The 23,940-nt window shown below is 48.2% G+C and carries 28 protein-coding genes and 1 tRNA gene; 15 read left to right on the forward strand and 14 right to left on the reverse strand.

Annotated elements, in window-relative coordinates; translation table 11 throughout:
- The first annotated feature begins 2 nt into the window (after positions 1 to 2).
- The 6 genes from dinI (at position 3) to C4F37_RS00370 (ending at position 3,592) form a co-directional block, all read left to right on the forward strand.
- Positions 3 to 248 (forward strand): DNA damage-inducible protein I, encoded by a 246-nt coding sequence (gene dinI, locus C4F37_RS00340; protein WP_001217754.1) that lies wholly within the window; start codon positions 3 to 5, stop codon positions 246 to 248.
- A 289-nt stretch (positions 249 to 537) separates the two neighbouring features.
- Complete coding sequence (gene bssS, locus C4F37_RS00350; protein WP_000414438.1) at positions 538 to 792, forward strand: biofilm formation regulator BssS; 255 nt, start codon at positions 538 to 540, stop codon at positions 790 to 792.
- 114 nt (positions 793 to 906) lie between these two features.
- Positions 907 to 2,025 carry an N-methyl-L-tryptophan oxidase gene (solA, locus tag C4F37_RS00355; RefSeq protein WP_001538551.1) on the forward strand — a complete coding sequence of 373 codons (1,119 nt, stop codon included), beginning with the start codon at positions 907 to 909 and terminating at the stop codon, positions 2,023 to 2,025.
- A gap of 47 nt (positions 2,026 to 2,072) precedes the next feature.
- Entirely contained in the window at positions 2,073 to 2,186 is a 114-nt protein-coding gene (locus C4F37_RS00360) for a YceO family protein (RefSeq protein WP_001538550.1), read from the forward strand.
- A gap of 260 nt (positions 2,187 to 2,446) precedes the next feature.
- A complete protein-coding gene (locus C4F37_RS00365) occupies positions 2,447 to 3,013 on the forward strand; it encodes a cytochrome b (protein WP_001538549.1) in 567 nt (188 codons plus the stop codon).
- A 3-nt stretch (positions 3,014 to 3,016) separates the two neighbouring features.
- Positions 3,017 to 3,592 carry a YceI family protein gene (locus C4F37_RS00370; protein ID WP_000749261.1) on the forward strand — a complete coding sequence of 192 codons (576 nt, stop codon included), beginning with the start codon at positions 3,017 to 3,019 and terminating at the stop codon, positions 3,590 to 3,592.
- Between the two features lie 41 nt (positions 3,593 to 3,633).
- Here C4F37_RS00370 and trhO read toward each other — a convergent pair whose 3' ends face one another.
- A complete protein-coding gene (trhO, locus tag C4F37_RS00375) occupies positions 3,634 to 4,686 on the reverse strand; it encodes an oxygen-dependent tRNA uridine(34) hydroxylase TrhO (protein WP_001346454.1) in 1,053 nt (350 codons plus the stop codon).
- Between the two features lie 224 nt (positions 4,687 to 4,910).
- On the opposite strand from trhO, the gene lpxL reads away from it, so the two are divergent.
- The 3 genes from lpxL to C4F37_RS00390 all read left to right on the forward strand — a co-directional run bounded on the left by lpxL (position 4,911) and on the right by C4F37_RS00390 (position 7,686).
- The gene (gene lpxL, locus C4F37_RS00380; protein ID WP_001295958.1) at positions 4,911 to 5,831 is read left to right on the forward strand and encodes a kdo(2)-lipid IV(A) lauroyltransferase; all 921 of its coding nucleotides are present in this window, start codon (positions 4,911 to 4,913) and stop codon (positions 5,829 to 5,831) included.
- A 171-nt stretch (positions 5,832 to 6,002) separates the two neighbouring features.
- Complete coding sequence (gene mdtG, locus C4F37_RS00385) at positions 6,003 to 7,229, forward strand: multidrug efflux MFS transporter MdtG (RefSeq protein WP_000074171.1); 1,227 nt, start codon at positions 6,003 to 6,005, stop codon at positions 7,227 to 7,229.
- 82 nt (positions 7,230 to 7,311) lie between these two features.
- On the forward strand, positions 7,312 to 7,686 hold the full coding sequence (locus tag C4F37_RS00390) for a MysB family protein (protein ID WP_001295957.1): 375 nt from the start codon (positions 7,312 to 7,314) through the stop codon (positions 7,684 to 7,686).
- Here the strand turns inward: C4F37_RS00390 and C4F37_RS00395 are convergent, their stop codons facing one another.
- The 3 genes from C4F37_RS00395 to mdoG all read right to left on the reverse strand — a co-directional run bounded on the left by C4F37_RS00395 (position 7,687) and on the right by mdoG (position 12,157).
- Positions 7,687 to 7,914, reverse strand: coding sequence for a YceK/YidQ family lipoprotein (locus tag C4F37_RS00395; RefSeq protein ID WP_001237186.1), 228 nt, complete (start codon positions 7,912 to 7,914; stop codon positions 7,687 to 7,689). It abuts the gene before it with no gap.
- Between the two features lie 171 nt (positions 7,915 to 8,085).
- Complete coding sequence (mdoH, locus tag C4F37_RS00400; RefSeq protein WP_071590415.1) at positions 8,086 to 10,629, reverse strand: glucans biosynthesis glucosyltransferase MdoH; 2,544 nt, start codon at positions 10,627 to 10,629, stop codon at positions 8,086 to 8,088.
- Complete coding sequence (gene mdoG, locus C4F37_RS00405; RefSeq protein WP_001300662.1) at positions 10,622 to 12,157, reverse strand: glucans biosynthesis protein MdoG; 1,536 nt, start codon at positions 12,155 to 12,157, stop codon at positions 10,622 to 10,624. Before mdoG ends, mdoH begins: the two co-directional genes overlap by 8 nt.
- Positions 12,158 to 12,550: 393 nt before the next feature.
- On the opposite strand from mdoG, the gene mdoC reads away from it, so the two are divergent.
- Complete coding sequence (gene mdoC / locus C4F37_RS00420; RefSeq protein WP_001070362.1) at positions 12,551 to 13,708, forward strand: glucans biosynthesis protein MdoC; 1,158 nt, start codon at positions 12,551 to 12,553, stop codon at positions 13,706 to 13,708.
- 7 nt (positions 13,709 to 13,715) lie between these two features.
- Here mdoC and clsC read toward each other — a convergent pair whose 3' ends face one another.
- From clsC to csgB, 6 genes are all read right to left on the reverse strand, one after another.
- Positions 13,716 to 15,197, reverse strand: a complete 1,482-nt coding sequence (gene clsC, locus C4F37_RS00425) for a cardiolipin synthase ClsC (RefSeq protein WP_001538548.1) — start codon at positions 15,195 to 15,197, stop codon at positions 13,716 to 13,718.
- Positions 15,139 to 15,672: an O-acetyl-ADP-ribose deacetylase gene (gene ymdB / locus C4F37_RS00430; RefSeq protein WP_000857405.1), complete on the reverse strand. Its 534-nt coding sequence runs from the start codon at positions 15,670 to 15,672 to the stop codon at positions 15,139 to 15,141. Before ymdB ends, clsC begins: the two co-directional genes overlap by 59 nt.
- A gap of 94 nt (positions 15,673 to 15,766) precedes the next feature.
- Positions 15,767 to 16,078, reverse strand: a complete 312-nt coding sequence (gene ymdA / locus C4F37_RS00435; RefSeq protein WP_001538547.1) for a protein YmdA — start codon at positions 16,076 to 16,078, stop codon at positions 15,767 to 15,769.
- Between the two features lie 120 nt (positions 16,079 to 16,198).
- A complete protein-coding gene (csgC, locus tag C4F37_RS00440) occupies positions 16,199 to 16,531 on the reverse strand; it encodes a curli assembly chaperone CsgC (RefSeq protein WP_001538546.1) in 333 nt (110 codons plus the stop codon).
- 58 nt (positions 16,532 to 16,589) lie between these two features.
- Positions 16,590 to 17,048 (reverse strand): curli major subunit CsgA, encoded by a 459-nt coding sequence (gene csgA / locus C4F37_RS00445; protein WP_000771429.1) that lies wholly within the window; start codon positions 17,046 to 17,048, stop codon positions 16,590 to 16,592.
- A gap of 40 nt (positions 17,049 to 17,088) precedes the next feature.
- Entirely contained in the window at positions 17,089 to 17,544 is a 456-nt protein-coding gene (csgB, locus tag C4F37_RS00450; protein ID WP_000791650.1) for a curli minor subunit CsgB, read from the reverse strand.
- A gap of 752 nt (positions 17,545 to 18,296) precedes the next feature.
- On the opposite strand from csgB, the gene csgD reads away from it, so the two are divergent.
- The 4 genes from csgD to csgG are packed head-to-tail and all read left to right on the forward strand — an operon-like array spanning position 18,297 to position 20,642.
- Entirely contained in the window at positions 18,297 to 18,947 is a 651-nt protein-coding gene (gene csgD / locus C4F37_RS00465) for a biofilm master transcriptional regulator CsgD (RefSeq protein WP_001538545.1), read from the forward strand.
- Between the two features lie 4 nt (positions 18,948 to 18,951).
- Positions 18,952 to 19,341 carry a curli production assembly/transport protein CsgE gene (gene csgE / locus C4F37_RS00470; RefSeq protein WP_000833288.1) on the forward strand — a complete coding sequence of 130 codons (390 nt, stop codon included), beginning with the start codon at positions 18,952 to 18,954 and terminating at the stop codon, positions 19,339 to 19,341.
- Positions 19,342 to 19,365: 24 nt separating this feature from the next.
- Positions 19,366 to 19,782: a curli production assembly/transport protein CsgF gene (gene csgF, locus C4F37_RS00475; protein WP_001538544.1), complete on the forward strand. Its 417-nt coding sequence runs from the start codon at positions 19,366 to 19,368 to the stop codon at positions 19,780 to 19,782.
- 26 nt (positions 19,783 to 19,808) lie between these two features.
- Complete coding sequence (gene csgG / locus C4F37_RS00480) at positions 19,809 to 20,642, forward strand: curli production assembly/transport protein CsgG (protein ID WP_001189321.1); 834 nt, start codon at positions 19,809 to 19,811, stop codon at positions 20,640 to 20,642.
- A gap of 63 nt (positions 20,643 to 20,705) precedes the next feature.
- Here the strand turns inward: csgG and C4F37_RS00485 are convergent, their stop codons facing one another.
- From C4F37_RS00485 to ghrA, 4 genes are all read right to left on the reverse strand, one after another.
- Positions 20,706 to 21,197: a DUF1097 domain-containing protein gene (locus C4F37_RS00485; protein WP_001340063.1), complete on the reverse strand. Its 492-nt coding sequence runs from the start codon at positions 21,195 to 21,197 to the stop codon at positions 20,706 to 20,708.
- A 101-nt stretch (positions 21,198 to 21,298) separates the two neighbouring features.
- Entirely contained in the window at positions 21,299 to 21,853 is a 555-nt protein-coding gene (gene ycdY, locus C4F37_RS00490; RefSeq protein ID WP_001001921.1) for a molecular chaperone YcdY, read from the reverse strand.
- 23 nt (positions 21,854 to 21,876) lie between these two features.
- On the reverse strand, positions 21,877 to 22,614 hold the full coding sequence (gene ycdX / locus C4F37_RS00495) for a zinc-binding phosphatase (protein ID WP_000283664.1): 738 nt from the start codon (positions 22,612 to 22,614) through the stop codon (positions 21,877 to 21,879).
- A gap of 54 nt (positions 22,615 to 22,668) precedes the next feature.
- The gene (gene ghrA, locus C4F37_RS00500; protein ID WP_001357083.1) at positions 22,669 to 23,607 is read right to left on the reverse strand and encodes a glyoxylate/hydroxypyruvate reductase GhrA; all 939 of its coding nucleotides are present in this window, start codon (positions 23,605 to 23,607) and stop codon (positions 22,669 to 22,671) included.
- A 233-nt stretch (positions 23,608 to 23,840) separates the two neighbouring features.
- Between ghrA and C4F37_RS00505 the strand changes: the two genes are divergently transcribed.
- Positions 23,841 to 23,928: transfer RNA gene (locus C4F37_RS00505), tRNA-Ser, on the forward strand.
- Positions 23,929 to 23,940: the final 12 nt, after the last annotated feature.

Here is a 23,940-nt window from a genome sequence, read left to right on the forward strand (position 1 = left end):
TTATGCGAATTGAAGTCACCATAGCGAAAACTTCTCCATTGCCAGCTGGGGCTATTGACGCCCTGGCTGGCGAACTTTCCCGCCGTATTCAGTATGCGTTTCCTGATAATGAAGGCCACGTATCGGTACGTTATGCCGCAGCAAATAATTTATCGGTTATTGGCGCGACAAAAGAAGATAAACAGCGCATTAGCGAAATTCTCCAGGAAACGTGGGAAAGCGCCGATGACTGGTTTGTCAGCGAATAATATGCAGTGATTTTTGTTTTTGCCGGGTCGCCCCGGCTTTTTTATTTTACTTGCGAATTGTGAGTACAAAATTTCTACACTTCCTCAAAATAATTGCACAATATGCTAAAAAAATATGAATGACATGCTGTTTTATTGTTCATATAAATCTTAAAAGCAGAAATTTATCTGTTCCCCCCTTTAAAAATTCGGTGAATACCCTTACTTATTGGTATACTGAAGTTGCTTCAGATAAAAACGCATTGAACCTCGAATAACGTTGTCTAGTAACACGAATTAGGGGGCCATGATGGAAAAAAATAATGAAGTCATTCAGACTCATCCGCTCGTAGGGTGGGACATCAGCACCGTTGATAGCTATGATGCGCTGATGTTGCGTTTGCACTACCAGACCCCAAATAAGTCCGAGCAGGAAGGGACTGAAGTTGGTCAGACGCTCTGGTTAACCACTGATGTTGCCAGACAATTTATTTCGATATTAGAAGCAGGAATCGCCAAAATTGAATCCGGTGATTTCCAGGTAAACGAGTATCGGCGTCATTAACATGACATGACCATCCACCCAAAAGGCACCTCACCGGTGCCTTTACCATTTCTGGGTTGTATATCTGCATTCAGTTAATTACTCTGCTTAAACCATGAGAGCAGAGAGAAAAAAATGAAATACGATCTCATCATTATTGGCAGCGGTTCCGTAGGCGCTGCCGCCGGGTATTATGCAACCCGCGCCGGTTTAAACGTGCTAATGACCGACGCCCATATGCCACCACATCAACACGGCAGCCACCACGGCGATACGCGATTAATTCGCCATGCTTATGGTGAAGGTGAAAAGTATGTCCCGCTGGTCCTCCGCGCGCAAATGCTGTGGGATGAACTTTCCCGCCACAACGAAGATGATCCCATTTTTGTACGCTCTGGTGTCATTAACCTCGGTCCGGCTGACTCCGCATTTCTCGCCAACGTCGCCCACAGCGCCGAACAGTGGCAACTCAACGTTGAAAAGCTCGACGCGCAAGGGATTATGGCCCGCTGGCCAGAAATACGCGTCCCGGACAACTACATCGGTTTATTTGAAACTGATTCCGGTTTTTTGCGCAGCGAACTGGCGATTAAAACCTGGATCCAACTGGCGAAGGAAGCGGGCTGTGCGCAGCTGTTCAACTGCCCGGTCACCGCAATTCGTCATGACGATGATGGCGTAACTATTGAAACGGCTGACGGTGAGTATCAGGCGAAAAAAGCGATTGTCTGCGCGGGAACATGGGTAAAAGACCTACTCCCGGAGCTGCCTGTCCAGCCCGTACGCAAAGTATTTGCCTGGTATCAGGCCGATGGCCGCTATAGCGTGAAGAATAAATTCCCGGCTTTTACCGGTGAACTGCCCAATGGCGATCAATATTATGGTTTTCCGGCAGAAAACGACGCGTTGAAGATTGGCAAACATAACGGAGGCCAGGTTATCCATTCAGCGGATGAACGTGTTCCGTTTGCGGAAGTGGCCAGTGATGGGTCAGAAGCCTTCCCGTTCTTGCGCAATGTATTGCCGGGTATCGGTTGCTGCCTGTACGGCGCTGCCTGCACCTATGATAATTCGCCTGACGAAGATTTTATTATCGATACTCTACCCGCCCACGATAATACACTGCTCATTACCGGCCTGAGTGGGCACGGTTTTAAATTTGCGTCAGTTTTAGGGGAAATGGCTGCCGATTTTGCGCAAGACAAAAAAAGCGATTTTGATTTGACGCCATTCAGGCTTTCCCGCTTCCAATAATCATCATTACGGCCTCCAGAATGAGGCCGTTTTTACAGGAGTATTTAATGCGTCGGTTGGTGAACTATCTCATTAATAATATTCGCGAGCATCTGATGCTTTATCTTTTTCTCTGGGGATTGTTGGCAATTATGGATCTGAACTATGTGTTTTATTTTTAGTTTTCCGCACTGACATAAACTGACAAATATTTAATCTCCCTTTCATTTAGCGTGAAAAATTGAATGAGATTATTCCTGCTTCTACAGCACTCACCAGACATCTCTGATGCTGAACCCACTAAACTTATGAAGATTCTTTCATTATTAATTCAAAATTATTGAAATAAAAATAAATATCATTCAATTTGTTATTTTTGTGTTGCAATTCATTCTCCGACACGCCATTTTCTTTCTCTCGCAAATTCGTTTTGGATGCACTTATGTCATTCACAAATACCCCTGAACGCTATGGTGTTATATCTGCGGCCTTCCATTGGCTAAGCGCAATTATTGTCTACGGCATGTTTGCTTTAGGTCTGTGGATGGTCACGCTCAGTTATTACGATGGCTGGTATCACAAAGCACCCGAACTGCATAAAAGCATCGGTATTTTGTTAATGATGGGGCTGGTTATTCGCGTTCTGTGGCGTGTCATATCTCCACCGCCGGGTCCGCTGCCGAGTTATTCGCCCATGACTCGTCTTGCCGCAAAAGCTGGACATCTCGCATTGTACCTATTGCTGTTCGCCATCGGCATCAGCGGCTATCTGATCTCAACTGCCGATGGTAAACCGATCAGCGTTTTTGGCTGGTTTGACGTCCCCGCGACCCTCGCCGACGCTGGCACACAGGCTGACTTTGCCGGTGCCCTGCATTTTTGGCTCGCGTGGAGCGTCGTCGTACTGTCCGTTATGCACGGATTTATGGCTCTGAAGCATCATTTCATCGATAAATACGACACTCTGAAGCGCATGCTGGGAAAGTCGTCATCTGACTATGGAGTATAAAAAATGAAAAAAAGCCTGCTTGGTTTAACCTTCGCTTCCTTGATGTTCTCTGCCGGTTCAGCGGTTGCCGCCGATTACAAAATTGACAAAGAAGGTCAGCACGCCTTTGTTAACTTCCGCATCCAGCATCTTGGCTATAGCTGGTTATATGGCACCTTTAAAGATTTCGACGGTACTTTTACCTTTGATGAAAAAAATCCAGCTGCCGATAAAGTGAATGTGACAATTAACACCACCAGCGTCGATACTAATCACGCCGAACGCGATAAACATCTTCGCAGTGCGGATTTCCTCAATACCGCAAAATATCCACAGGCAACATTCACCTCCACCAGCGTGAAGAAAGACGGTGACGAACTGGATATTACCGGCGATCTGACGCTGAATGGTGTAACCAAGCCCGTCACACTGGAAGCGAAATTAATTGGTCAGGGTGACGACCCGTGGGGCGGTAAACGTGCAGGCTTTGAGGCCGAAGGCAAAATTAAGCTCAAAGACTTCAATATCAAGACAGATTTAGGTCCAGCGTCTCAGGAAGTGGATCTGATTATTTCAGTGGAAGGCGTACAGCAGAAGTAAGAGTGAAATGTTGCCGGATGGCACGCATCCGGCAATGATATTTATTCTGTTGGATCAGGAATGCCCAGTGTTGTATTCAGACGTCCACGAGACTTATTAAAGATCTTATTGCCATTTTCACGTCCTGCCCGACGGCGTCGCTGTTCATCTGGCGGTAACGCGCTTTCTTCGCAGCAAATCTCACTACAACAACCTTTGTATTTTTCCGCACATACTGGACACTGAATAAACAGCAGATGGCAGCCATCATTTTTACAGTTGGTATGGCTGTCGCACGGCGCACCGCACTGGTGGCAGTGCGCGATAATCTCATCAGATATACGTTCGCCCATCCGCTCGTCAAAAACAAAATTTTTGCCAATAAAACGCACCGGCAAGCCCTGCTCGCGCGCCTTACGGGCGTATTCAATAATTCCGCCCTCGATATGCCAGACTTTGTTGAATCCGTTATGTTTCATCCAGGCACTGGCCTTTTCACAACGAATGCCGCCGGTGCAGTACATGACAATTTTTTTATCTTTATGTGCCTGCATCATCTCAACTGCTTTTGGCAGCTGCTCACGGAAGGTATCTGCCGGTATTTCCAGCGCGTTTTCAAAGTGCCCCACTTCATACTCATAGTGGTTACGCATGTCGATAAACAATGCATCGGGATCGTCAAGCATGGCGTTCACTTCCGCCGCTTGCAGATACTCACCAACATTGCTGGCATCAAAGTGAGGATCGTCAATACCGTCGGCAACAATGCGATCGCGTACCTTCATACGCAGTACCCAGAAGGATTTCCCGTCATCATCCAACGCGATGTTCAGGCGTAAACCCTCTAAAGCCGGGTCGAAGGCATAGAGCTGCGCGCGAAATGTTTCAACATTGCTCGCAGGTACGCTGATTTGCGCGTTAATGCCCTCATGCGCCAGATACACTCGCCCAAAAACATTCAGCGCGGTAAACAGTTGATATAAAGCGTCACGGGTCACCTTAGGATCGGCAATGTGGAAATACTTATAAAACGAAATGGTGGTTCGCGGTTCGCTCTCAGCCAACATTTTGGCTTTTAACGCGTCGTTGGAAATGCGGTTGTGTAACACTGGCATGGTGTACGGTTCCTGCGAGATGGGAAAGTAAAAATCCGCGGCATGATATAGCAATTATCGATAATTAACATCCACACATTTTACGCTACATTTTAGCATTAAAAATTATTTGTTATTTACAAGCGCGGCAATTTCGCCCAGTCTTCAGTCACAAATTTTGGTTGCGGACGAAAAAATGCGACAATACATACAATTGCCCGTATAGGTTGAAAAACAGGATTGATATGACGAATCTACCCAAGTTCTCCACCGCACTGCTTCATCCGCGTTATTGGTTAACCTGGTTGGGTATTGGCGTACTTTGGTTGGTCGTGCAATTGCCCTACCCGGTTATCTACCGCCTCGGTTGTGGATTAGGAAAACTGGCGTTACGTTTTATGAAACGACGCGCAAAAATTGTGCATCGCAACCTGGAACTGTGCTTCCCGGAAATGAGCGAACAAGAACGCCGTAAAATGGTGGTGAAGAATTTCGAATCCGTTGGCATGGGCCTGATGGAAACCGGCATGGCGTGGTTCTGGCCGGACCGCCGAATCGCCCGCTGGACGGAAGTGATCGGCATGGAACACATTCGTGACGTGCAGGCGCAAAAACGCGGCATCCTGTTAGTTGGCATCCATTTTCTGACACTGGAGCTGGGTGCGCGGCAGTTTGGTATGCAGGAACCGGGGATTGGCGTTTACCGCCCGAACGATAATCCACTGATTGACTGGCTACAAACCTGGGGCCGTTTGCGCTCAAATAAATCGATGCTCGACCGCAAAGATTTAAAAGGCATGATTAAAGCCCTGAAAAAAGGCGAAGTGGTCTGGTACGCACCGGATCATGATTACGGCCCGCGCTCAAGCGTTTTCGTCCCGTTGTTTGCCGTTGAGCAGGCTGCGACCACGACCGGAACCTGGATGCTGGCACGGATGTCCGGCGCATGTCTGGTGCCCTTCGTTCCACGCCGTAAGCCAGATGGCAAAGGGTATCAGTTGATTATACTGCCGCCAGAGTGTTCTCCGCCGCTGGATGATGCCGAAACTACCGCCGCGTGGATGAACAAAGTGGTCGAAAAATGCATCATGATGGCACCAGAGCAGTATATGTGGTTACACCGTCGCTTTAAAACACGCCCGGAAGGCGTTCCTTCACGCTATTAAATCTTCCATGCTGGATGCTTCAGAATGGCATCCGGCATTACCACAGAAAATCCCCCTGATTTAGCGATAAAAGCTCTCTGGATTGCGCCCCCTGGAAGTCGGGCGCATAATTAGTGTGCTTATCTTTTCTTCTTATGTTCACCGCGCCTGGCGCACCAACAGCGGATTGCTATGTCACCCTGTGAAAATGACACCCCTATAAACTGGAAACGAAACCTGATCGTCGCCTGGCTAGGCTGTTTTCTTACCGGTGCCGCCTTCAGCCTGGTAATGCCCTTCTTACCCCTCTACGTTGAGCAGCTTGGCGTTACCGGCCACTCCGCCCTGAATATGTGGTCCGGTATTGTCTTCAGCATTACATTTTTATTTTCGGCCATCGCCTCACCGTTTTGGGGTGGACTCGCCGACCGTAAAGGCCGAAAACTCATGCTATTACGCTCTGCTCTCGGCATGGGCATCGTGATGGTGTTGATGGGACTGGCACAAAATATCTGGCAGTTTTTGATCCTGCGGGCGCTTCTTGGTTTACTTGGCGGATTTGTCCCCAACGCTAATGCTCTTATCGCCACACAAGTACCGCGTAATAAAAGCGGCTGGGCGCTGGGTACGCTCTCCACAGGCGGCGTTAGCGGCGCGTTGCTCGGCCCAATGGCTGGCGGTTTGCTCGCCGATAGCTACGGCTTACGTCCGGTATTCTTTATTACCGCCAGTGTGCTCATACTCTGCTTTTTCGTCACCCTGTTTTGCATCAGAGAAAAATTCCAGCCGGTCAGCAAAAAAGAGATGCTGCATATGCGGGAAGTGGTGACATCACTTAAAAACCCGAAACTGGTACTCAGCCTGTTTGTCACCACGTTAATCATCCAGGTGGCGACGGGCTCAATTGCCCCCATTCTGACGCTGTATGTCCGCGAACTGGCGGGTAACGTCAGTAACGTCGCTTTTATCAGTGGCATGATCGCCTCGGTGCCAGGCGTGGCGGCTCTGCTAAGTGCACCACGACTCGGCAAACTTGGCGATCGAATCGGCCCCGAAAAGATCCTGATTACGGCGCTGATCTTTTCTGTACTGCTGTTGATCCCAATGTCTTACGTTCAGACGCCATTACAACTTGGGATTTTACGTTTTTTGCTCGGTGCCGCCGATGGTGCATTACTCCCCGCCGTACAGACACTGTTGGTTTACAACTCGAGCAACCAGATCGCCGGGCGTATCTTCAGCTATAACCAATCGTTTCGTGATATTGGCAACGTTACCGGACCATTGATGGGAGCAGCGATTTCAGCGAACTACGGTTTCAGGGCGGTATTTCTCGTCACCGCTGGCGTAGTGTTATTCAACGCAGTCTATTCATGGAACAGTCTACGTCGTCGTCGAATCCCCCAGATATCGAACTGATTTTTCGCCTTTCATACTTGCAAAAGCGGAGAATCAGCTATCCTTTTCCCTGAAACCTCATCAACTCAAAGGGAGAATCGTGATGACCATGTACGCAACGCTTGAAGAAGCCATTGACGCTGCCCGCGAAGAATTTCTTGCAGACAACCCCGGCATCGACGCCGAAAACGCGAATGTGCAACAGTTCAATGCCCAAAAATACGTTTTGCAGGACGGCGACATCATGTGGCAAGTTGAGTTTTTTGCCGACGAAGGGGAAGAAGGTGAATGTTTACCCATGCTTAGCGGTGAAGCTGCGCAAAGTGTCTTTGACGGCGACTATGATGAGATAGAGATCCGCCAGGAGTGGCAAGATGAGAATACATTACATGAATGGGACGAGGGGGAATTTCAGCTTGAGCCACCGCTGGATACCGAGGAAGGACGCACTGCAGCTGATGAGTGGGATGAACGTTAATCACTCATACGGGCCATGATGTACGTCGATCGGCAGCAGTAAAGTATCGAAAACCAGGGAGAATGGCAGATCAAGGATCGTGACGTAACGCCAGGCGGAGTCACGCACGTCCCATTGCACACCGGGATAATATTGGTTGCCATGCCCCTGCCCCGGTATAGTGCGACTAATGATGCTGCCACAGCCACTCAGCAAGGTCACCATTATGCTCATCACAATTAAACGCATTTGATACCTCTTCCGTAAAAAATACCGGCATAACGCCGGTATTTTTATTGGCTCGTTGTTTTTGCCGGATGCGGCGTGAACGCTTTACCCGACCTACAAAATCTTGCAAAATCAATAAATTGCAGGAACGATGTAGGCCTGATAAGCGTAGCGCATCAGGCAACTACGTTTTTATTGCGAAGCCGCATCCGGTTTACGCAATGCCAGTGGATTGAGCTTTATCCCTTCGTAATAACTCACCCATGAAGAATATCTCTCCGGGGAATTCCAGACGCGGAAATGCAGACGGGCCATCGTCACCGGATCGCTTAGCAGCACCAGGCGACGATCGCGATTCAGCTTCTCTGGCGTCTCGTTCAGCGCCTGTTCAACGTGGCGGTCACGGGCGATTTCCAGCACCTTGCTGGCGCGGTGACGCGCGGTCGCCATTGCGGTTGCCAGAGCGTTAAATGACGGGTTAAACACCGCGTGCATAAAACCATCATCAAGGGAGCGTTGACGATTCATCTCAAGGAACCGATCGGTATCAACCAGCACCTGCGGCGGTGAATACTCTTCCGGGATCAGGAACAGTTTCCAGCGTTTGGTTCGCAGACCAACGGTGGCACGGCTGGAAATAACCGAAACAAACGGTGACAGGATCAACGAGAAGACAATCGGTGCCAGCCAGAACAGAAAACGCAGATCCAGCCACGCCATCCCAACAGCCCACACTAACCCTAACAGCAGCTGTGAGCCGTGGCGTTTGAACGCTTCCCCCCAGGAAGTGGAGTCATCATCACGCTGCGGCGAATTCCACACTACTTCCCAGCCAAGGAACGCGCTGACGACGAAGACCGTATGGAACAACATGCGAACCGGAGCCAGCAGCACGGAAAACAGCACTTCCAGCAGCAACGATAATGTAACGCGCCAGAAGCCGCCGTATTCTTTCGTTCCTTTGCACCAGATAAGCAAAATGCTCAATAGCTTCGGCAGGAACAACAGCACCATGGTCGAAGCAAAAAGTGCAATCGCCAGCTCAGGACGCCACTGCGGCCATACCGGGAACAACTGCCGTGGTTGCAGGAAGTATTGCGGTTCGGTCAACGCATGTACTACCTGCAATGCAGTAGAGAGCGCGAGGAACATAAACCACAGCGGAGCGGAGAGATAAGACATCACGCCCGTCAGGAACACCGCACGGTGAACCGGGTGCATACCCTTCACCAGGAACAGACGGAAGTTCATCAGGTTACCGTGGCACCAGCGGCGGTCACGTTTTAGCTCATCAAGCAAGTTAGGCGGTAATTCTTCATAAGAACCCGGGAGATCGTAAGCAATCCAGACCCCCCAACCTGCACGGCGCATCAACGCCGCTTCCACGAAGTCATGTGACAGGATTGAACCGGCAAAAGAACCTTCGCCCGGCAGCGGAGCCAGTGCACAGTGCTCGATAAACGGTTTCACGCGGACAATCGCGTTATGCCCCCAGTAGTGCGACTCGCCAAGTTGCCAGAAGTGCAAACCGGCTGTAAACAGTGGCCCATACACGCGGGTCGCGAACTGCTGACAGCGCGCATACAGCGTATCCATGCCGGACGCTTTCGGCGACGACTGAATGATCCCGGCGTTCGGGTTGGCTTCCATCAGGCGCACCAGGCCGCACAAACAATCACCGGTCATTACCGAGTCAGCATCCAGCACCACCATGTAGCTGTACTGGCTGCCCCAGCGACGGCAGAAGTCATCGATATTACCGCTTTTACGCTTCACGCGACGGCGGCGGCGGCGATAGAAAATCTGACCTTCGCCACCGACTTCAGCGATAAGCTCCATCCAGGCTTTTTGCTCTGCGACGCAGATATCCGGGTTATAACTGTCACTAAGAATGTAGACATCAAAATGTTTGGCATTCCCGGTGGCTTTTACTGATTCCCACGTTGCACGCAAGCCAGCAAAAACACGGTTCACGTCTTCGTTACAGATAGGCATGATCAACGCCGTGCGATGCTCCGGGTTTAATGGTTCATCGCCAACTGTTGACGCAGATATACTGTATTTATCGCGACCAATAAGCAGTTGCAGGAAGCCCATCAACGCCGTCCAGAATCCGGCGGACACCCAACAGAACAGTACCGCAAAGAGGATCAGGATACCGGTTTGCAGCATATAAGGCAGAAGCTGCATAAAGGAAACCCACACATCCTGACCAACCATATCCATAGGATTAATCAGCGCCCACCCCTGATAAGGAAGAATGGTCTTCATATACCAGGTCGCGACAACAGTTTGCGCGAGCGTCAGGATCAACAGAATGTAACGGCGGATGGTACCGACGGTACGCCACTTTTGCTCACTCTCCTGCTCTTCTTTGGTCAAACGAGCCAGATAGCGCGGCGTCACATCGCGTCCACGCAGGCGATCCCAGAAACGGCCTACCGGGTTGGTACGCCACGGGTCGGGAAACATCGAGGAGCGTTTTACTTCTGGCATCGCCTTTAGCTGATCGCGCCCTTCGTCGTCTTTAATTAACTGTCCATCAGCAAGTGAATCTGGCCAGGCTTGTTCCAGACGCGCCTTTACCGAGCCTTGCGGGGAGTCATCCTCCCGCGCCCAGGTGCGGTGTTCGGCATCCAGCGCCTGATGAACGGCGCGGATATCAGTCTTCGGCAATGCCGCTTTCTCGCTTGCGGCGATGGGCATTGCGTCAATGTACTCAGTTGTCTTATTCATTGGCAGGTAACTGGTAGCTCCAGGTTTCACTCAACGTCTGATCGGCATTCACCAGCGCAGCACGCATTTCAGTGGTTTTCTTGGCATCTTTCACTTTCACACGCATCACCAGACGCCAGCCTTTGGTAACCGGGTTATAACGCACCGTGCTTTCAACTATCTCACCATTATCACCAATGCTGGTTTGCGCTGTGACCGGGGTATCCTCTGGCAGTTTTTTCATCTCAGCGCCGGTAAAATCGACCACAAAGGCGATAGTACCGTCAGGCTGGCGAATCAGGTTCGACTGCTTCACATCCCCCGTTGAACGACGCGTTTGTTGCACCCATGCGTTATCTGGCGCATGCAGTTTGTCTTCATCACGGCTGAAGGTGATGGTGTATTTAAAGTTCATCTCTTTACCCGGCTCCGGCAGCTGATCCGGCGTCCAGTAAGCGACGATGTTATCGTTGGTTTCATCGTTGGTTGGAATTTCCACCAGCTCAACGCTGCCTTTGCCCCACTCCCCTTTCGGAGTCACCCATGCGCTTGGACGAAGATCGTAACGATCATCGAGATCTTCAAAGCGGGAGAAATCACGACCACGCTGCAATAGACCGAAGCCTTGCGGGTTTTCCATCGAGAAGCTGCTGACCGCTAAATGTTTCGGGTTATTCAACGGACGCCAGATCCATTCGCCATTACCAGCATGGATAGACAGACCGTTAGAGTCGTGCAACTCCGGACGATAGTTATTTGCAGGCGACGGTTGGTTCGGCCCAAACAGGAACATACTGGTTAACGGTGCAACCCCCAGTTTGCCGACTTTATCGCGCAGATAGATTTTCGACTGCACATCCACAACCGTGTCACGTCCTGGCATAACTACGAATTTGTAAGCACCTGTCGCGCGCGGCGAGTCAAGCAATGCATAAATGGTTAAACGTTTATCAGTCGGTTTTGGACGCTCGATCCAGAACTCTTTGAAGCGTGGAAATTCTTCACCCGATGGCAAGGCGGTATCAATTGCCAGGCCGCGTGCAGAAAGGCCATAAACCTGACCTGCACCAATCACGCGGAAATAGCTGGCCCCGAGCATGCTGACGATTTCATCGTTTTTATCTTTGCTGTTGATCGGGTAAAGCACTTTGAAACCGGCAAAACCAAGGTCTTTTACCGTGTCTTTGTCATGCTGAACATCGCCGAAAGTGAAATAATCCGGGCTGTATTTGATTCGTTTGACTGCGGTGGCAGTCACTTCATTTATTTTGACCGGGGTATCGAAGTACATACCCTGATGGTAGAACTCGAGTTTGAATGGGGTCTTCAGATTGTTCCAGTACGCTTTGTCATGATTAAACTGGATCTGCTGATAGTCCGCGTATTTCATATCGCGGAAAACGGAGGGCAAGTTGCTTTTGGGCGCCTCATAGCCTTTCCCGGCTAAGGATTGAGCTTGCTTTGCGACATCATCAATACTGAAAGCCCAGCTTGAAGATGTATACAGGGTTAACATTACTGCAGCACTCAACCAACGCATTTTCATCATTTGTAGTTTATGTTTCATAATTAGTAAGCACTTCCCCCTTTGTGTGCTTATATCGATCCGATCTATTTTAATGGATAACCTGCCATTCCGACAACAGAATCCCGGTATCGTTCAGCACACTGGCTCATGGATTAAGCACCTGATTGCAACCGTTTTCACTTTCCGTGCTTCTCCTAAAGACAGAAGCATCGACTTCGTGTAGGGTTTGCCAGCAAATTTATTTATCAACCGTCTTACAGACGCTTCCATTCTGGTTAGTGGTAGCGATGATGCTATGCATAAAAACCTTGAAGCCTGCGCCTGGCGCGGTCAGGTCGGTGTCGCTATGGCAACAAGCCTAAAGGCATAACCCGACAGGGATAAGACGAAAAATCCGAGATTAGTTAACCATATATGAATCCAGTACCCGCGCAACGTGAATATTTCCTCGACTCCATCCGCGCCTGGCTGATGTTGTTAGGGATCCCTTTTCATATTTCTTTAATCTATTCGAGCCATACATGGCATGTGAATAGCGCCGAACCGTCATTGTGGCTGACCCTTTTTAATGACTTCATCCACTCGTTCCGCATGCAGGTGTTTTTCGTTATATCCGGGTACTTTTCCTACATGCTTTTTTTACGCTATCCCTTGAAAAAATGGTGGAAAGTACGTGTCGAACGTGTAGGGATCCCGATGTTAACAGCCATCCCCTTACTGACATTGCCGCAATTTATTATGCTGCAATACGTCAAAGGGAAAGCGGAAAGTTGGCCTAGGCTGTCATTGTATGACAAATATAATACGTTGGCCTGGGAATTAATATCACACCTGTGGTTTTTACTGGTGTTAGTGGTCATGACGACGCTGTGCGTATGGATATTTAAACGCATCAGAAATAATTTAGAAAATTCTGATAAAACGAATAAAAAATTCTCGATGGTAAAATTATCGGTGATTTTTTTGTGCCTCGGCATCGGTTATGCGGTAATAAGAAGAACGATTTTTATTGTGTATCCACCCATTCTGAGTAACGGCATGTTCAATTTTATTGTCATGCAAACGTTATTTTATTTGCCGTTCTTTATCCTCGGCGCACTGGCTTTCATTTTCCCTCATCTTAAAGCCTTGTTTACCACGCCGTCTCGTGGCTGTACCCTTGCAGCAGCATTGGCGTTTGTCGCTTATTTACTCAACCAGCGCTATGGCAGTGGCGATGCCTGGATGTATGAAACCGAGTCGGTGATCACTATGGTCCTCGGTCTGTGGATGGTGAATGTGGTCTTCTCCTTTGGCCACCGTTTGCTTAACTTCCAGTCAGCGCGGGTGACTTATTTTGTTAACGCATCGCTGTTTATCTATCTGGTTCACCACCCGTTAACGCTGTTTTTCGGCGCATACATTACACCACACATCACCTCCAACTGGCTTGGTTTTCTCTGTGGCCTGATATTCGTAGTAGGGATTGCGATAATTCTGTATGAAATTCATTTACGCATCCCATTATTGAAGTTTTTGTTCTCTGGTAAACCGGTTGTTAAGCGTGAGAACGATAAAGCACCAGCCCGTTAAGTCGCGTTTACAATAACCATTCCACGGGCAATATCGACGCCAGTTTGACCATAACCCGCTTCCAGAAACTGGTGGCGGGTTCTTTTTTGAGAATAATCTCTTTCTTTGCATGACGATCAACCCAGTTGATCCGTCCCCACCTGTCCAGACGGAGCTGCCAGGCCGCATCATACTGGCTCTGAATAAAGCGTTTATCAATTAACTGTGCCAGCGTTTCGCTCTCTATCACGAAGCCCATTTCAGTATTGAGCAACGTTGAACGCGGATCGAAATTGAAAGAGCCGATAAACACCGTTTTACCATCGATACTAAAGGTTTTAGCATGCAGGCTGGCCCCTGAATTACCGGTTATGCCGCGATCGTGTAACGTACTACTTTGTTCACGCGTCGGCTTGAGTTCATATAATTCCACCCCATAGCGGAGCAATTTTTTGCGCCAGCGCGCGTATCCTGCATGGACGACAGCAACATCGTTAGCGGCAAGAGAATTGGTTAGGATCGCAATCTTTACCCCTTTTCTCACCATCCGTAAGAGTTGCGCCACACCTGCACGTGTCGGTACAAAATAGGAAGAGATAATATCGATGCGTTCACTGGGTGAGCCCATGATATCGAACAGGCGCTGCGGTAACAGTGAATGCCGTTTTGCCTTGCCCTCCCCTTTCGCCGGATCATCACTTAATAAACGTGTTTTCGCCCAGATAAGCGACAACGTTCCATCAACCAGATGATGTATAAACGGACTGGATTCCATTTTGCGTAAATAACGATGCGTCATGGCATCGTCATGCCAGGATGCCGGTAACTCGATGCGATCCGCCATTTCACCTTCCGGGACATCCAGCACCTGCTGTAAGGGTGAAACCGATTTGCAATACCAATAGCGGGCGAAATCATCGGCAACGTCCTCTACCACGGGTCCTATTGCCATGACATCTAAATCCGAAAAAAGTGGCTCTTCCCCTGCACCAAAATAGGCATCACCAATATTTCGTCCTCCCACCAGCGTCACCACGCCATCGACAGTGAAACTTTTATTGTGCATACGGCGATTGAGACGGGAAAAGTCGGTGATATAACCAAGCGGACGTAGCAAGCGAAACGAGAAAGGATTAAAAAGCCGGACTTCAATGCGTGGATGGCTGTCAAGCAAGCGTAAAATGTTATCAAGTCCGGGCGTATTGTTGTCGTCCAGCAACAAACGTACGCGAACGCCACGCTTTGCTGCGGCTAACAGGGCGGAAAACAGTAACCGACCCGACATATCGTCCTGCCAGATGTAATACTGAACATCCAGTGTATGCTCTGCCATTTCAGCCAGACGATACCGGGCGGCAAACGCATCCAGACTTTTCTCCAGAGGAAAAAGTCCACACTGACCGGGATGTTGCGAACACAGTGGCAGCACCGCGCTCGCCAGCTGAGGCAAATCATTCATCTCCTTGTTGGGTAAGGAGTCTTTCGTAGAGGTGGGCGTTTTCTTCATCATAACAGACAAAGTATACCTGTTCGGGTAAAGCGTGACGGGTAATAAATTCTGAAACGGTTTTTACTGCGATTTCAGCCGCTGCCGCACGGGGGTAACCATAAACCCCAGTACTGATTGCAGGAAAAGCCACTGACGTATAGCTGTTTGCTGCCACCAGTCGCAGGCTATTGAGATAGGCATCCTGCAAAAGCTGGTCTTCGTTTTGTTCACCACCACGCCAGACTGGCCCGACGGTGTGCACTACGGCTTTCGCGGGAAGATCGCCTGCAAGCGTAATAACGGCATGCCCCGTAGGGCAATCGCCCTGCTGCTGCCTGACTTTTAAACAGGCATCCAGCAGGGCCGGACCCGCTGCGCGATGAATGGCCCCATCGACGCCGCCGCCTCCCATTAATGACGGATTAGCCGCATTCACAATCACATCAACGGCCAGTTTGGTAATATCACCCTGCACAACATGAATACGCGTTTTCATAACGCCTCCTTACACCTTCTTGTTTCTTAAGTGTACAGCAGGCTTTTTGGTTAAATCGCATTTTTCTGCTCAGCAACGTGAGTTGTTCAGAAACTTAGTTATATTCGATGTTCATTACAGCCAGCTTTTTCTGTTTATCAAGATACTGCACTTTTACTGAGGCTATTTGCGCGTTTTTAACATTGCCGCTCATTAACGCTTTGCTGGAATAGGTTTTACGCGGAACAGAACCATTCTGTGGGCAGTTCATTTCTACGGCTGATGACTGGGTGCTGACGTCACATGCCGGTTCCACAATTTGGCCATAAAAATGGATCACGCCCCCTTGCGCGCTGCTTCCTGCAATGGCAATAAAAGGAAAAAACAAACTGCCGAGCATAAGAGAGTTTAAAAAAGGTCTGAACATTTATTCTATTTCCTCAATGATTAATCATCCTTGAGGGTTGTGTTATCCATACTTTCAGGTTGGCTGATTCGCAGCAGACCATTCTCTCCAGGTTCATCTTATGCTCGATATTTCAACAAATTAAGACTTTTCTGAAGAGGGCGGCCATTGTTGTGATAAATGAAGTGACTGTCCATCAGAAACAGTAACAACTATTTTCACCCGATCGTCCGGGGGAATATTTAAACTCAACTTCGTCAAAGCAATGAGTTGATTAGCAGGCAATGAAAGGGTCTTTTCTTGCTTCGTCTGACTTTGCCCTGAACTGCCTTCGCGCAGGGACAATATTTGTACTCTGCACAGACAAGATTGAGTAAGAGTGACTTCAGGAATAATGGTGTACATATCCCCTTGCTGGGTCGTATTAAAGGTTATCTGACTGGAAAGTGCCGCAAGGAGTAATAACGCATTCATATTCTTCTCCCGAAAAAAAACAGGGCTTGCGCCCTGTTTCTTTCATACTGATGATGTATTAGTACTGATGAGCGGTCGCGTTGTTACCAAAGCCAACCTGAGTGACGTTAACGCTGGAGTTAGATGCAGTCTGGTCAACAGCAGCACCGTTACCGCCACCGAACTGTTTAACAGTCATAGTAGAATCTTTACCATTCCACTGATCAAGAGTAGCGCTGTTGCCGAAACCACGCTGAGTCAGATCGATTGAGCTGTCATCAGAACCTTGGCCCACATCTGCGCCATTACCGCCGCCGTGCTGGGTAATGGTCAGATCAGAGTTACGGGCGTCAGCTTGCAGAGCAAGAGCAGAGTTACCGCCACCGTACTGGTAAATATTCAGCTCTGAATTCGGGCCGCTGTTATTACCGCCACCACCGTGGTTGCCACCGCCGCCGCCGTACTGAGGAACAACACCTGCCAGAGCGCTACCAGAGAATACGATTGCTGCAATTGCTGCTACTTTTAAAAGTTTCATGTAAAACCCCCATCGGATTGATTTAAAAGTCGAATGGAAATTAACGTTGTGTCACGCGAATAGCCATTTGCGACTGTCTCTGCACTACAATTGCCGTTTTTTGAGTACCATACTGTGTAATATTTGCTTTATTACCAGAACCTTTCTGGATAATCATCGCAGTATTACCATAAGCACCTTGCGAAATACTGGCATCGTTGGCACTGCCCGCCTGATCAATATATGCAAGGTTATAATCTCCTGTCTGATCAATCTTTGCCCGGTTGCTACTACCTTCTTGCGCAACAACCGCCAAAAGTTTTGAGCCTCCCTGCCGTAACTGAGCACTATTATTAGTCCCAGCTTGACCAATTATGGCTGCCTGATTAAATGAAGACTTACTCAATTCATTTACCGCAAAGTTATATTCTGAATTAGCTAAATCATAACCTGCTGCGGCTGCAATCCCAGGCGCACCCAGTATTGTTAACATCATAAATAACAATTTGTTTTTCATGTTGTCACCCTGGACCTGGTCGTACATTTAAGAAATTAAATCATTTCAACTTGGTTGTTAACGCAACCTGTATTTTGTTAACGCTGCGTTACGATGGAAAGTATGTCTGCGGAAATATTTTTAATAACTCACCCGCACGTTGTATTTTTCTTTTTTTGTTCATACCAAAGTATTAAAACCCACGTAAATACGCTGTTATCTACGCAAAAATATTTTGTTTTCTTTTAAATCTCCGTTTTCCGCTATCAAAAATCACCAGACAGTCATTCTTCTTGCCCGTCGCTGATTGCTGCGATATGTCTTGCGCACAAGCCGTGACAAACCTCGTCTTTTTGCAGTAAAAAATTGTCCACGGTGGTATGGAGAAAAAACAAGAACGTTTTTCATGACGAAAGGACTACAGCGAAATATTTTTTATATGCATTATTAGTAAGTTAGCACTATTTGTATGATTTTTTAAAATTGTGCAATAAAAACCAAATGTACAACTTTTCTATCATTTATAAACTTAATAAAACCTTGAGATTAACATTTTAATATAACGAGTTACATTTAGTTACATGTTTAACACTTGATTTAAGATTTGTAATGGCTAGATTGAAATCAGATATAATCCATTAGTTTTATATTTTACCCATTTAGGGCTGATTTATTACTACACACAGCAGTGCAACATCTGTCAGTACTTCTGGTGCTTCTATTTTAGAGGCAGCTGTCAGGTGTGCGATCAATAAAAAAAGCGGGGTTTCATCATGTTTAATGAAGTCCATAGTATTCATGGTCATACATTATTGTTGATCACTAAACCTTCTTTGCAGGCGACAGCTCTCTTGCAGCACCTTAAACAATCGCTGGCAATTACAGGAAAATTACATAATATTCAACGTTCTCTGGACGATATATCTTCAGGCTCTATTATTCTTCTGGATATGATGGAAGCGGATAAAAAGCTTATCCATTATTGGCAGGATACTTTGAGCAGGAAAAACAACAATATCAAAATATTGTTGCTAAATACGCCTGAAGATTACCCGTACCGCGACATTGAAAACTGGCCTCATATCAACGGCGTTTTTTATGCCATGGAGGATCAAGAACGTGTTGTCAATGGGTTGCAAGGCGTCCTGCGCGGCGAATGCTGCTTTACGCAAAAGCTTGCCAGTTACCTGATTACGCATTCAGGTAACTATCGTTATAACAGCACGGAATCAGCCCTCCTTACTCATCGGGAAAAAGAGATCCTGAATAAGCTGCGTATCGGCGCGTCTAATAACGAGATCGCTCGTTCGTTGTTCATCAGCGAAAATACGGTTAAAACGCATCTTTATAATCTTTTCAAGAAGATAGCCGTAAAAAACCGGACACAAGCGGTTTCCTGGGCAAACGATAACCTCAGGCGATAAAGCCATGAAACGTTATTTACGCTGGATTGTGGCGGCAGAATTTCTGTTCGCCGCAGGGAATCTTCACGCCGTTGAGGTAGAAGTCCCGGGATTGTTAACTGACCATACTGTTTCATCTATTGGCCATGATTTTTACCGAGCCTTTAGTGATAAATGGGAAAGTGACTATACGGGTAACTTAACGATTAATGAAAGGCCCAGTGCACGATGGGGAAGCTGGATCACAATAACGGTGAATCAGGACGTTATTTTCCAGACTTTTTTATTTCCGTTGAAAAGAGACTTCGAGAAAACTGTCGTCTTTGCACTGATTCAAACTGAAGAAGCACTAAATCGTCGCCAGATAAACCAGGCGTTATTAAGTACGGGCGATTTGGCGCATGATGAATTTTAAATAATAAATTGTTCGGAGGCTGCAATGCGTGTCAAACATGCAGTAGTTCTACTCATGCTTATTTCGCCATTAAGTTGGGCTGGAACCATGACTTTCCAGTTCCGTAATCCAAACTTTGGTGGTAACCCAAATAATGGCGCTTTTTTGTTAAATAGCGCTCAGGCCCAAAACTCTTATAAAGATCCGAGCTATAACGATGACTTTGGTATTGAAACGCCCTCGGCGTTAGATAACTTTACTCAGGCCATCCAGTCACAAATTTTGGGTGGGCTACTGTCGAATATTAATACCGGTAAACCGGGCCGCATGGTGACCAACGATTATATTGTTGAGATTGCTAACCGCGATGGTCAATTGCAGTTGAACGTGACAGATCGTAAAACCGGACAAACCTCGACCATCCAGGTTTCGGGTTTACAAAATAACTCAACCGATTTTTAAGCCCCAGCTTCATAAGGAAAATAATCATGCAGCGCTTATTTCTTTTGGTTGCCGTCATGTTACTGAGCGGATGCTTAACCGCCCCGCCTAAAGAAGCCGCCAGACCGACATTAATGCCTCGTGCTCAGAGCTACAAAGATTTGACCCATCTGCCAGCGCCGACGGGTAAGATCTTTGTTTCGGTATACAACATTCAGGACGAAACCGGGCAATTTAAACCCTACCCGGCAAGCAACTTCTCCACTGCTGTTCCGCAAAGCGCCACGGCAATGCTGGTCACGGCATTGAAAGATTCTCGCTGGTTTATACCGCTGGAGCGCCAGGGCTTACAAAATCTGCTTAACGAGCGCAAGATTATTCGTGCGGCACAAGAAAACGGCACAGTTGCCATTAATAACCGAATCCCGCTGCAATCTTTAACGGCGGCAAATATCATGGTTGAAGGTTCGATTATCGGTTATGAAAGCAACGTCAAATCGGGCGGGGTTGGGGCAAGATATTTTGGAATCGGTGCCGACACGCAATACCAGCTCGATCAGATTGCCGTGAACCTGCGCGTCGTCAATGTGAGTACCGGTGAGATCCTCTCCTCGGTGAACACCAGTAAGACGATACTTTCTTATGAAGTTCAGGCCGGGGTTTTCCGCTTTATTGACTACCAGCGCTTGCTGGAAGGGGAAGTGGGTTACACCTCGAACGAACCTGTTATGCTGTGCCTGATGTCGGCTATCGAAACAGGGGTCATTTTCCTGATTAATGATGGTATCGACCGTGGTCTGTGGGATTTGCAAAATAAAGCAGAACGGCAGAATGACATTCTGGTGAAATACCGCCATATGTCGGTTCCACCGGAATCCTGATAGATAAAAAAGCCGGAATTATCATCCGGCATTTTACGGTTTAAGCGAAAGCGTGAGTGCCCCTCACGCTTTATTTTTGATTTGCTGCTCACGGTGAGCTGTCTTTGCACTACGCGCCGCCAACCACAGGCCGCTGTTTTTCATTGCGTAACCAAATACCAGTCCAAGCGCCAGCGAAGGTAACACCAGTTTCCAGTCACCCTGCCCGGCAAACGTCGCGCATGCGCCTATAAACGTCCCCGGAACAAATGAAAGCAGCAGCTGTTTCGCCTGGATACACATCAGAAACGCGACAATACCGGTTATTACATAACCGAGTATTTCCAGATGTGGTGCCAATGCACTACCGTAAATAATGACCATCGCCCACACCACGCCACTAAGCAGGGTTGCAGCGGAGATCGCCAGCCCTTTCAGCCCACCTTGCGGGCAGGCAAAGTAGGCCGTACAGCCCAGGAAGCCCGCCCAGCTTAGTAAGCCCAGGGAAACAGCCACCCATCCCCAGATACCGGAGAGAATGCCTGTTGTGATTGCAATAGAGAGAAGTATGTTCATGCCGCGCATGATAGCAGAAAACGCGGCCATGAATGAGATCGAGCACACATTTTATGCAACAACAAATTACTCGTTGCAGTTATGAGTGATACATATCACATTTACTCTTCAGAATCTTCTTCCAGCTCGTCCCACATTGCACTAATAGCATCGCGGGTTAGCGGTGCCATGGTGCGCCAGAAAGGCGTAGTTGCATGGGCCTCCACTTTGCCAAGGAACGCACCACACCAGGGTAACAGATACTCACTGAACAGTGTTTCCAGTGCTTCGCTCTCATCTTCCGTTGACTGATCTTCCAGCCAGGAAGCCGCAAGCAGCAATGTGCCGATGTGATCGGCTGGCGTATCCGCTAGTGGCATCCCTCGTTCGGAAAGAAAAGCGCGCACTTCCGCTTCCGTTGCGCCCTCAACCCATGCGCTACGATATGGCGGCACAGCACATTCATCGCCGATAAACAACGCATTGTAATCGGCAGAGACTTGCGTCATATCACAGCTTTTCTGCAAACGTGTCAGCAACTCATCCTGCTCCAGTGGCCAGTTCGCAGCCAGTTTCCCCTCACGAATCAGGGTAAACAGCGGCACCAGTAAAGGATCTTGTGGTTGGCGGTAATAGAGCGAACCCAGCACACGACAGAGGATAGAAAACTCGTTCATTAATATATTTCCATTACTAGTAATTAAAGGTCTGCAAATTCCGCAATCGGTGCCATACCGCGAGATTCAAGGAAGTTAAGTAAGCGGCGCGGAGAAACATTCAAAATGCGCTCTGGCGGAAAATCTACCGCGTCGAGGATTTTAAGACACTCTTCAAATTCACCCATGGTAAACGCGGTGTGAGAATCCGAGCCTAATGCCACCCAACCTCCAGCGTCACGTACCGCTGCGGCTACCGCACGACAATTGTCTTCACTTCCCTTACGTGAGTGTAAAAAAGAGGAATTATTTATTTCCAGCGCCACCTGATGTTTCGCGGCTGCTTCAGCAACGGCTTTAACATCTATTTCATATTTCGGGTTTCCGGGATGGCTTATTATATGCACATTGCCGCTGGCGATAGTGGCGATCATCGCTTGTGTATTGGTCGCTTTGTCATGTGGCGCAAAAACCGGCTCATGAAAACCGGCAATAATCAGATCCAGCGAATCAAACATTTTGCCGCTGCAATCAATTTCACCATCAACATTTTTAATGTTAGCTTCGATGCCGCGCAGGATCCCTACCCCATCAACCACTCGCGGCCAGATACGCATGTTAATGAAGTGCCAGTGATGCGGCGCATCTTCCATATCCGGGCCATGATCGGTGATCGCAAAAAGTTTAATGCCCTTTTGTTTGGCCTGGGCAATGTAATCACTCAATGTGCTATATGCATGCGTGCTGGCAACGGTATGCATATGAAGGTCGACGGGATACATAACTCTCTCCTGTATTCAATTCCCGCCAAGGATAGCAGGAAACCAGATGCTTTATTAGTAGCCGCGTGCGCGGTCGACTTGCCCGCAGACCCTCTCCCCTTTTTCGAGCTGGGCAATGGTGCGCGAAATGTAATCCACAGCTTCAGCGGGACGGGTAATCGCGGCGACATGTGGTGTTATCGTCACGCGTGGATGTTGCCAGAGCGGACTTTCCGGCGGTAAGGGTTCACGATTAAAAACATCCAGCATTGCGCCTTTAACTTTGCCGCTATCCAGCGCCGCGAGCAGGTCATCTTCCACGACATGAACACCACGCGCCAGGTTGAGGAGATACGCGCCATCCGGTAATTTTTCGAGTAATTGTTGATTAATAATGCCGACGGTTTCAGGTGTATTCGGTAACAAATTAATCAATACCCGACATTGGCTCAGAAATGCAGAGAGTTCTTCCCGTCCGGCAAAGCTTTGCACGCCAGGCCACGATTTACGGGTTCGACTCCAGCAACGCAGCGGGAAGCGCCAGGTTTGCAGACTCTGTGCAACTTTACTGCCCAGTACGCCTGCACCCAAAATGCCGATGGTAAAATCTTCCCGATGATATTCAGGCAGCGGTTGCCAATGCGAACTATTTTGCTGGATGCGGTAATCGTCAAAACGTCGAAACCAATGCAGCACCTGACTGACAGCATATTCCTGCATTTGCTCGCCCATACCGGTATCTTCCAGGCGAAAAAGTGGAACAGAAGGCTTCAGCATTTCAGGGTGAGCCTGTAGCTTGCTCAAAATAGAATCAACACCTGCCCCAAGTGCAAACACCGCTTTAAGATCGCGCCCAGCCAGCATTTCAACTGGAGGATGCCAGACTAAAGCATAATCAGCAGAGTCATTATCTCCGCTTTTCCATGCTCTGACTCTTGCCTGAGGAATAGCTTTGCGCAGTGCCTCAATCCACCATTGGGTATCGAACGTTGGGTGATAAAAGATGATATCCATACTGACTCCCGAAAAGCGTTGCGCGAAATTTATTCGCACTTATCGTTATGATCTACAAAAGCCACCAGCATAACAAATCCGTGGTCGGTGGCAAAAAAAGCAAATTTCGCTTATTAAAACTGCATATTGATTGAAGTTTGAATAATCGAGCGATTTTTTAAAAAAGTTTGTTGACCTCAGGTCATGATTTCCCTAAATTAGCGCCCGTTCCAGCAAGACAGGAACGACAATTTGGTGAGGTGTCCGAGTGGCTGAAGGAGCACGCCTGGAAAGTGTGTATACGGCAACGTATCGGGGGTTCGAATCCCCCCCTCACCGCCATATTTAAAGAAG

Source organism: Escherichia sp. R1 (assembly GCF_003000935.1).
Lineage (GTDB): Bacteria > Pseudomonadota > Gammaproteobacteria > Enterobacterales > Enterobacteriaceae > Escherichia > Escherichia coli.

Coding starts and splice junctions, on each gene's coding strand:
- csgC (WP_001538546.1), bottom strand. CDS start 16,531: ATGAATGCGTTATTACTCCTTGCGGCACTTTCCAGTCAGATAACCTTT.
- mdoH (WP_071590415.1), bottom strand. CDS start 10,629: ATGAATAAGACAACTGAGTACATTGACGCAATGCCCATCGCCGCAAGC.
- ycdY (WP_001001921.1), bottom strand. CDS start 21,853: ATGAACGAGTTTTCTATCCTCTGTCGTGTGCTGGGTTCGCTCTATTAC.
- ymdB (WP_000857405.1), bottom strand. CDS start 15,672: ATGAAAACGCGTATTCATGTTGTGCAGGGTGATATTACCAAACTGGCC.
- clsC (WP_001538548.1), bottom strand. CDS start 15,197: ATGATGAAGAAAACGCCCACCTCTACGAAAGACTCCTTACCCAACAAG.
- dinI (WP_001217754.1), top strand. CDS start 3: ATGCGAATTGAAGTCACCATAGCGAAAACTTCTCCATTGCCAGCTGGG.
- mdoC (WP_001070362.1), top strand. CDS start 12,551: ATGAATCCAGTACCCGCGCAACGTGAATATTTCCTCGACTCCATCCGC.
- C4F37_RS00360 (WP_001538550.1), top strand. CDS start 2,073: ATGCGTCGGTTGGTGAACTATCTCATTAATAATATTCGCGAGCATCTG.
- trhO (WP_001346454.1), bottom strand. CDS start 4,686: ATGCCAGTGTTACACAACCGCATTTCCAACGACGCGTTAAAAGCCAAA.
- csgG (WP_001189321.1), top strand. CDS start 19,809: ATGCAGCGCTTATTTCTTTTGGTTGCCGTCATGTTACTGAGCGGATGC.
- C4F37_RS00485 (WP_001340063.1), bottom strand. CDS start 21,197: ATGAACATACTTCTCTCTATTGCAATCACAACAGGCATTCTCTCCGGT.
- bssS (WP_000414438.1), top strand. CDS start 538: ATGGAAAAAAATAATGAAGTCATTCAGACTCATCCGCTCGTAGGGTGG.
- csgA (WP_000771429.1), bottom strand. CDS start 17,048: ATGAAACTTTTAAAAGTAGCAGCAATTGCAGCAATCGTATTCTCTGGT.
- csgF (WP_001538544.1), top strand. CDS start 19,366: ATGCGTGTCAAACATGCAGTAGTTCTACTCATGCTTATTTCGCCATTA.
- csgD (WP_001538545.1), top strand. CDS start 18,297: ATGTTTAATGAAGTCCATAGTATTCATGGTCATACATTATTGTTGATC.
- solA (WP_001538551.1), top strand. CDS start 907: ATGAAATACGATCTCATCATTATTGGCAGCGGTTCCGTAGGCGCTGCC.
- ghrA (WP_001357083.1), bottom strand. CDS start 23,607: ATGGATATCATCTTTTATCACCCAACGTTCGATACCCAATGGTGGATT.
- C4F37_RS00395 (WP_001237186.1), bottom strand. CDS start 7,914: ATGCGTTTAATTGTGATGAGCATAATGGTGACCTTGCTGAGTGGCTGT.
- C4F37_RS00370 (WP_000749261.1), top strand. CDS start 3,017: ATGAAAAAAAGCCTGCTTGGTTTAACCTTCGCTTCCTTGATGTTCTCT.
- csgE (WP_000833288.1), top strand. CDS start 18,952: ATGAAACGTTATTTACGCTGGATTGTGGCGGCAGAATTTCTGTTCGCC.
- csgB (WP_000791650.1), bottom strand. CDS start 17,544: ATGAAAAACAAATTGTTATTTATGATGTTAACAATACTGGGTGCGCCT.
- mdoG (WP_001300662.1), bottom strand. CDS start 12,157: ATGATGAAAATGCGTTGGTTGAGTGCTGCAGTAATGTTAACCCTGTAT.
- C4F37_RS00390 (WP_001295957.1), top strand. CDS start 7,312: ATGACCATGTACGCAACGCTTGAAGAAGCCATTGACGCTGCCCGCGAA.
- ycdX (WP_000283664.1), bottom strand. CDS start 22,614: ATGTATCCCGTCGACCTTCATATGCATACCGTTGCCAGCACGCATGCA.
- ymdA (WP_001538547.1), bottom strand. CDS start 16,078: ATGTTCAGACCTTTTTTAAACTCTCTTATGCTCGGCAGTTTGTTTTTT.
- C4F37_RS00365 (WP_001538549.1), top strand. CDS start 2,447: ATGTCATTCACAAATACCCCTGAACGCTATGGTGTTATATCTGCGGCC.
- lpxL (WP_001295958.1), top strand. CDS start 4,911: ATGACGAATCTACCCAAGTTCTCCACCGCACTGCTTCATCCGCGTTAT.
- mdtG (WP_000074171.1), top strand. CDS start 6,003: ATGTCACCCTGTGAAAATGACACCCCTATAAACTGGAAACGAAACCTG.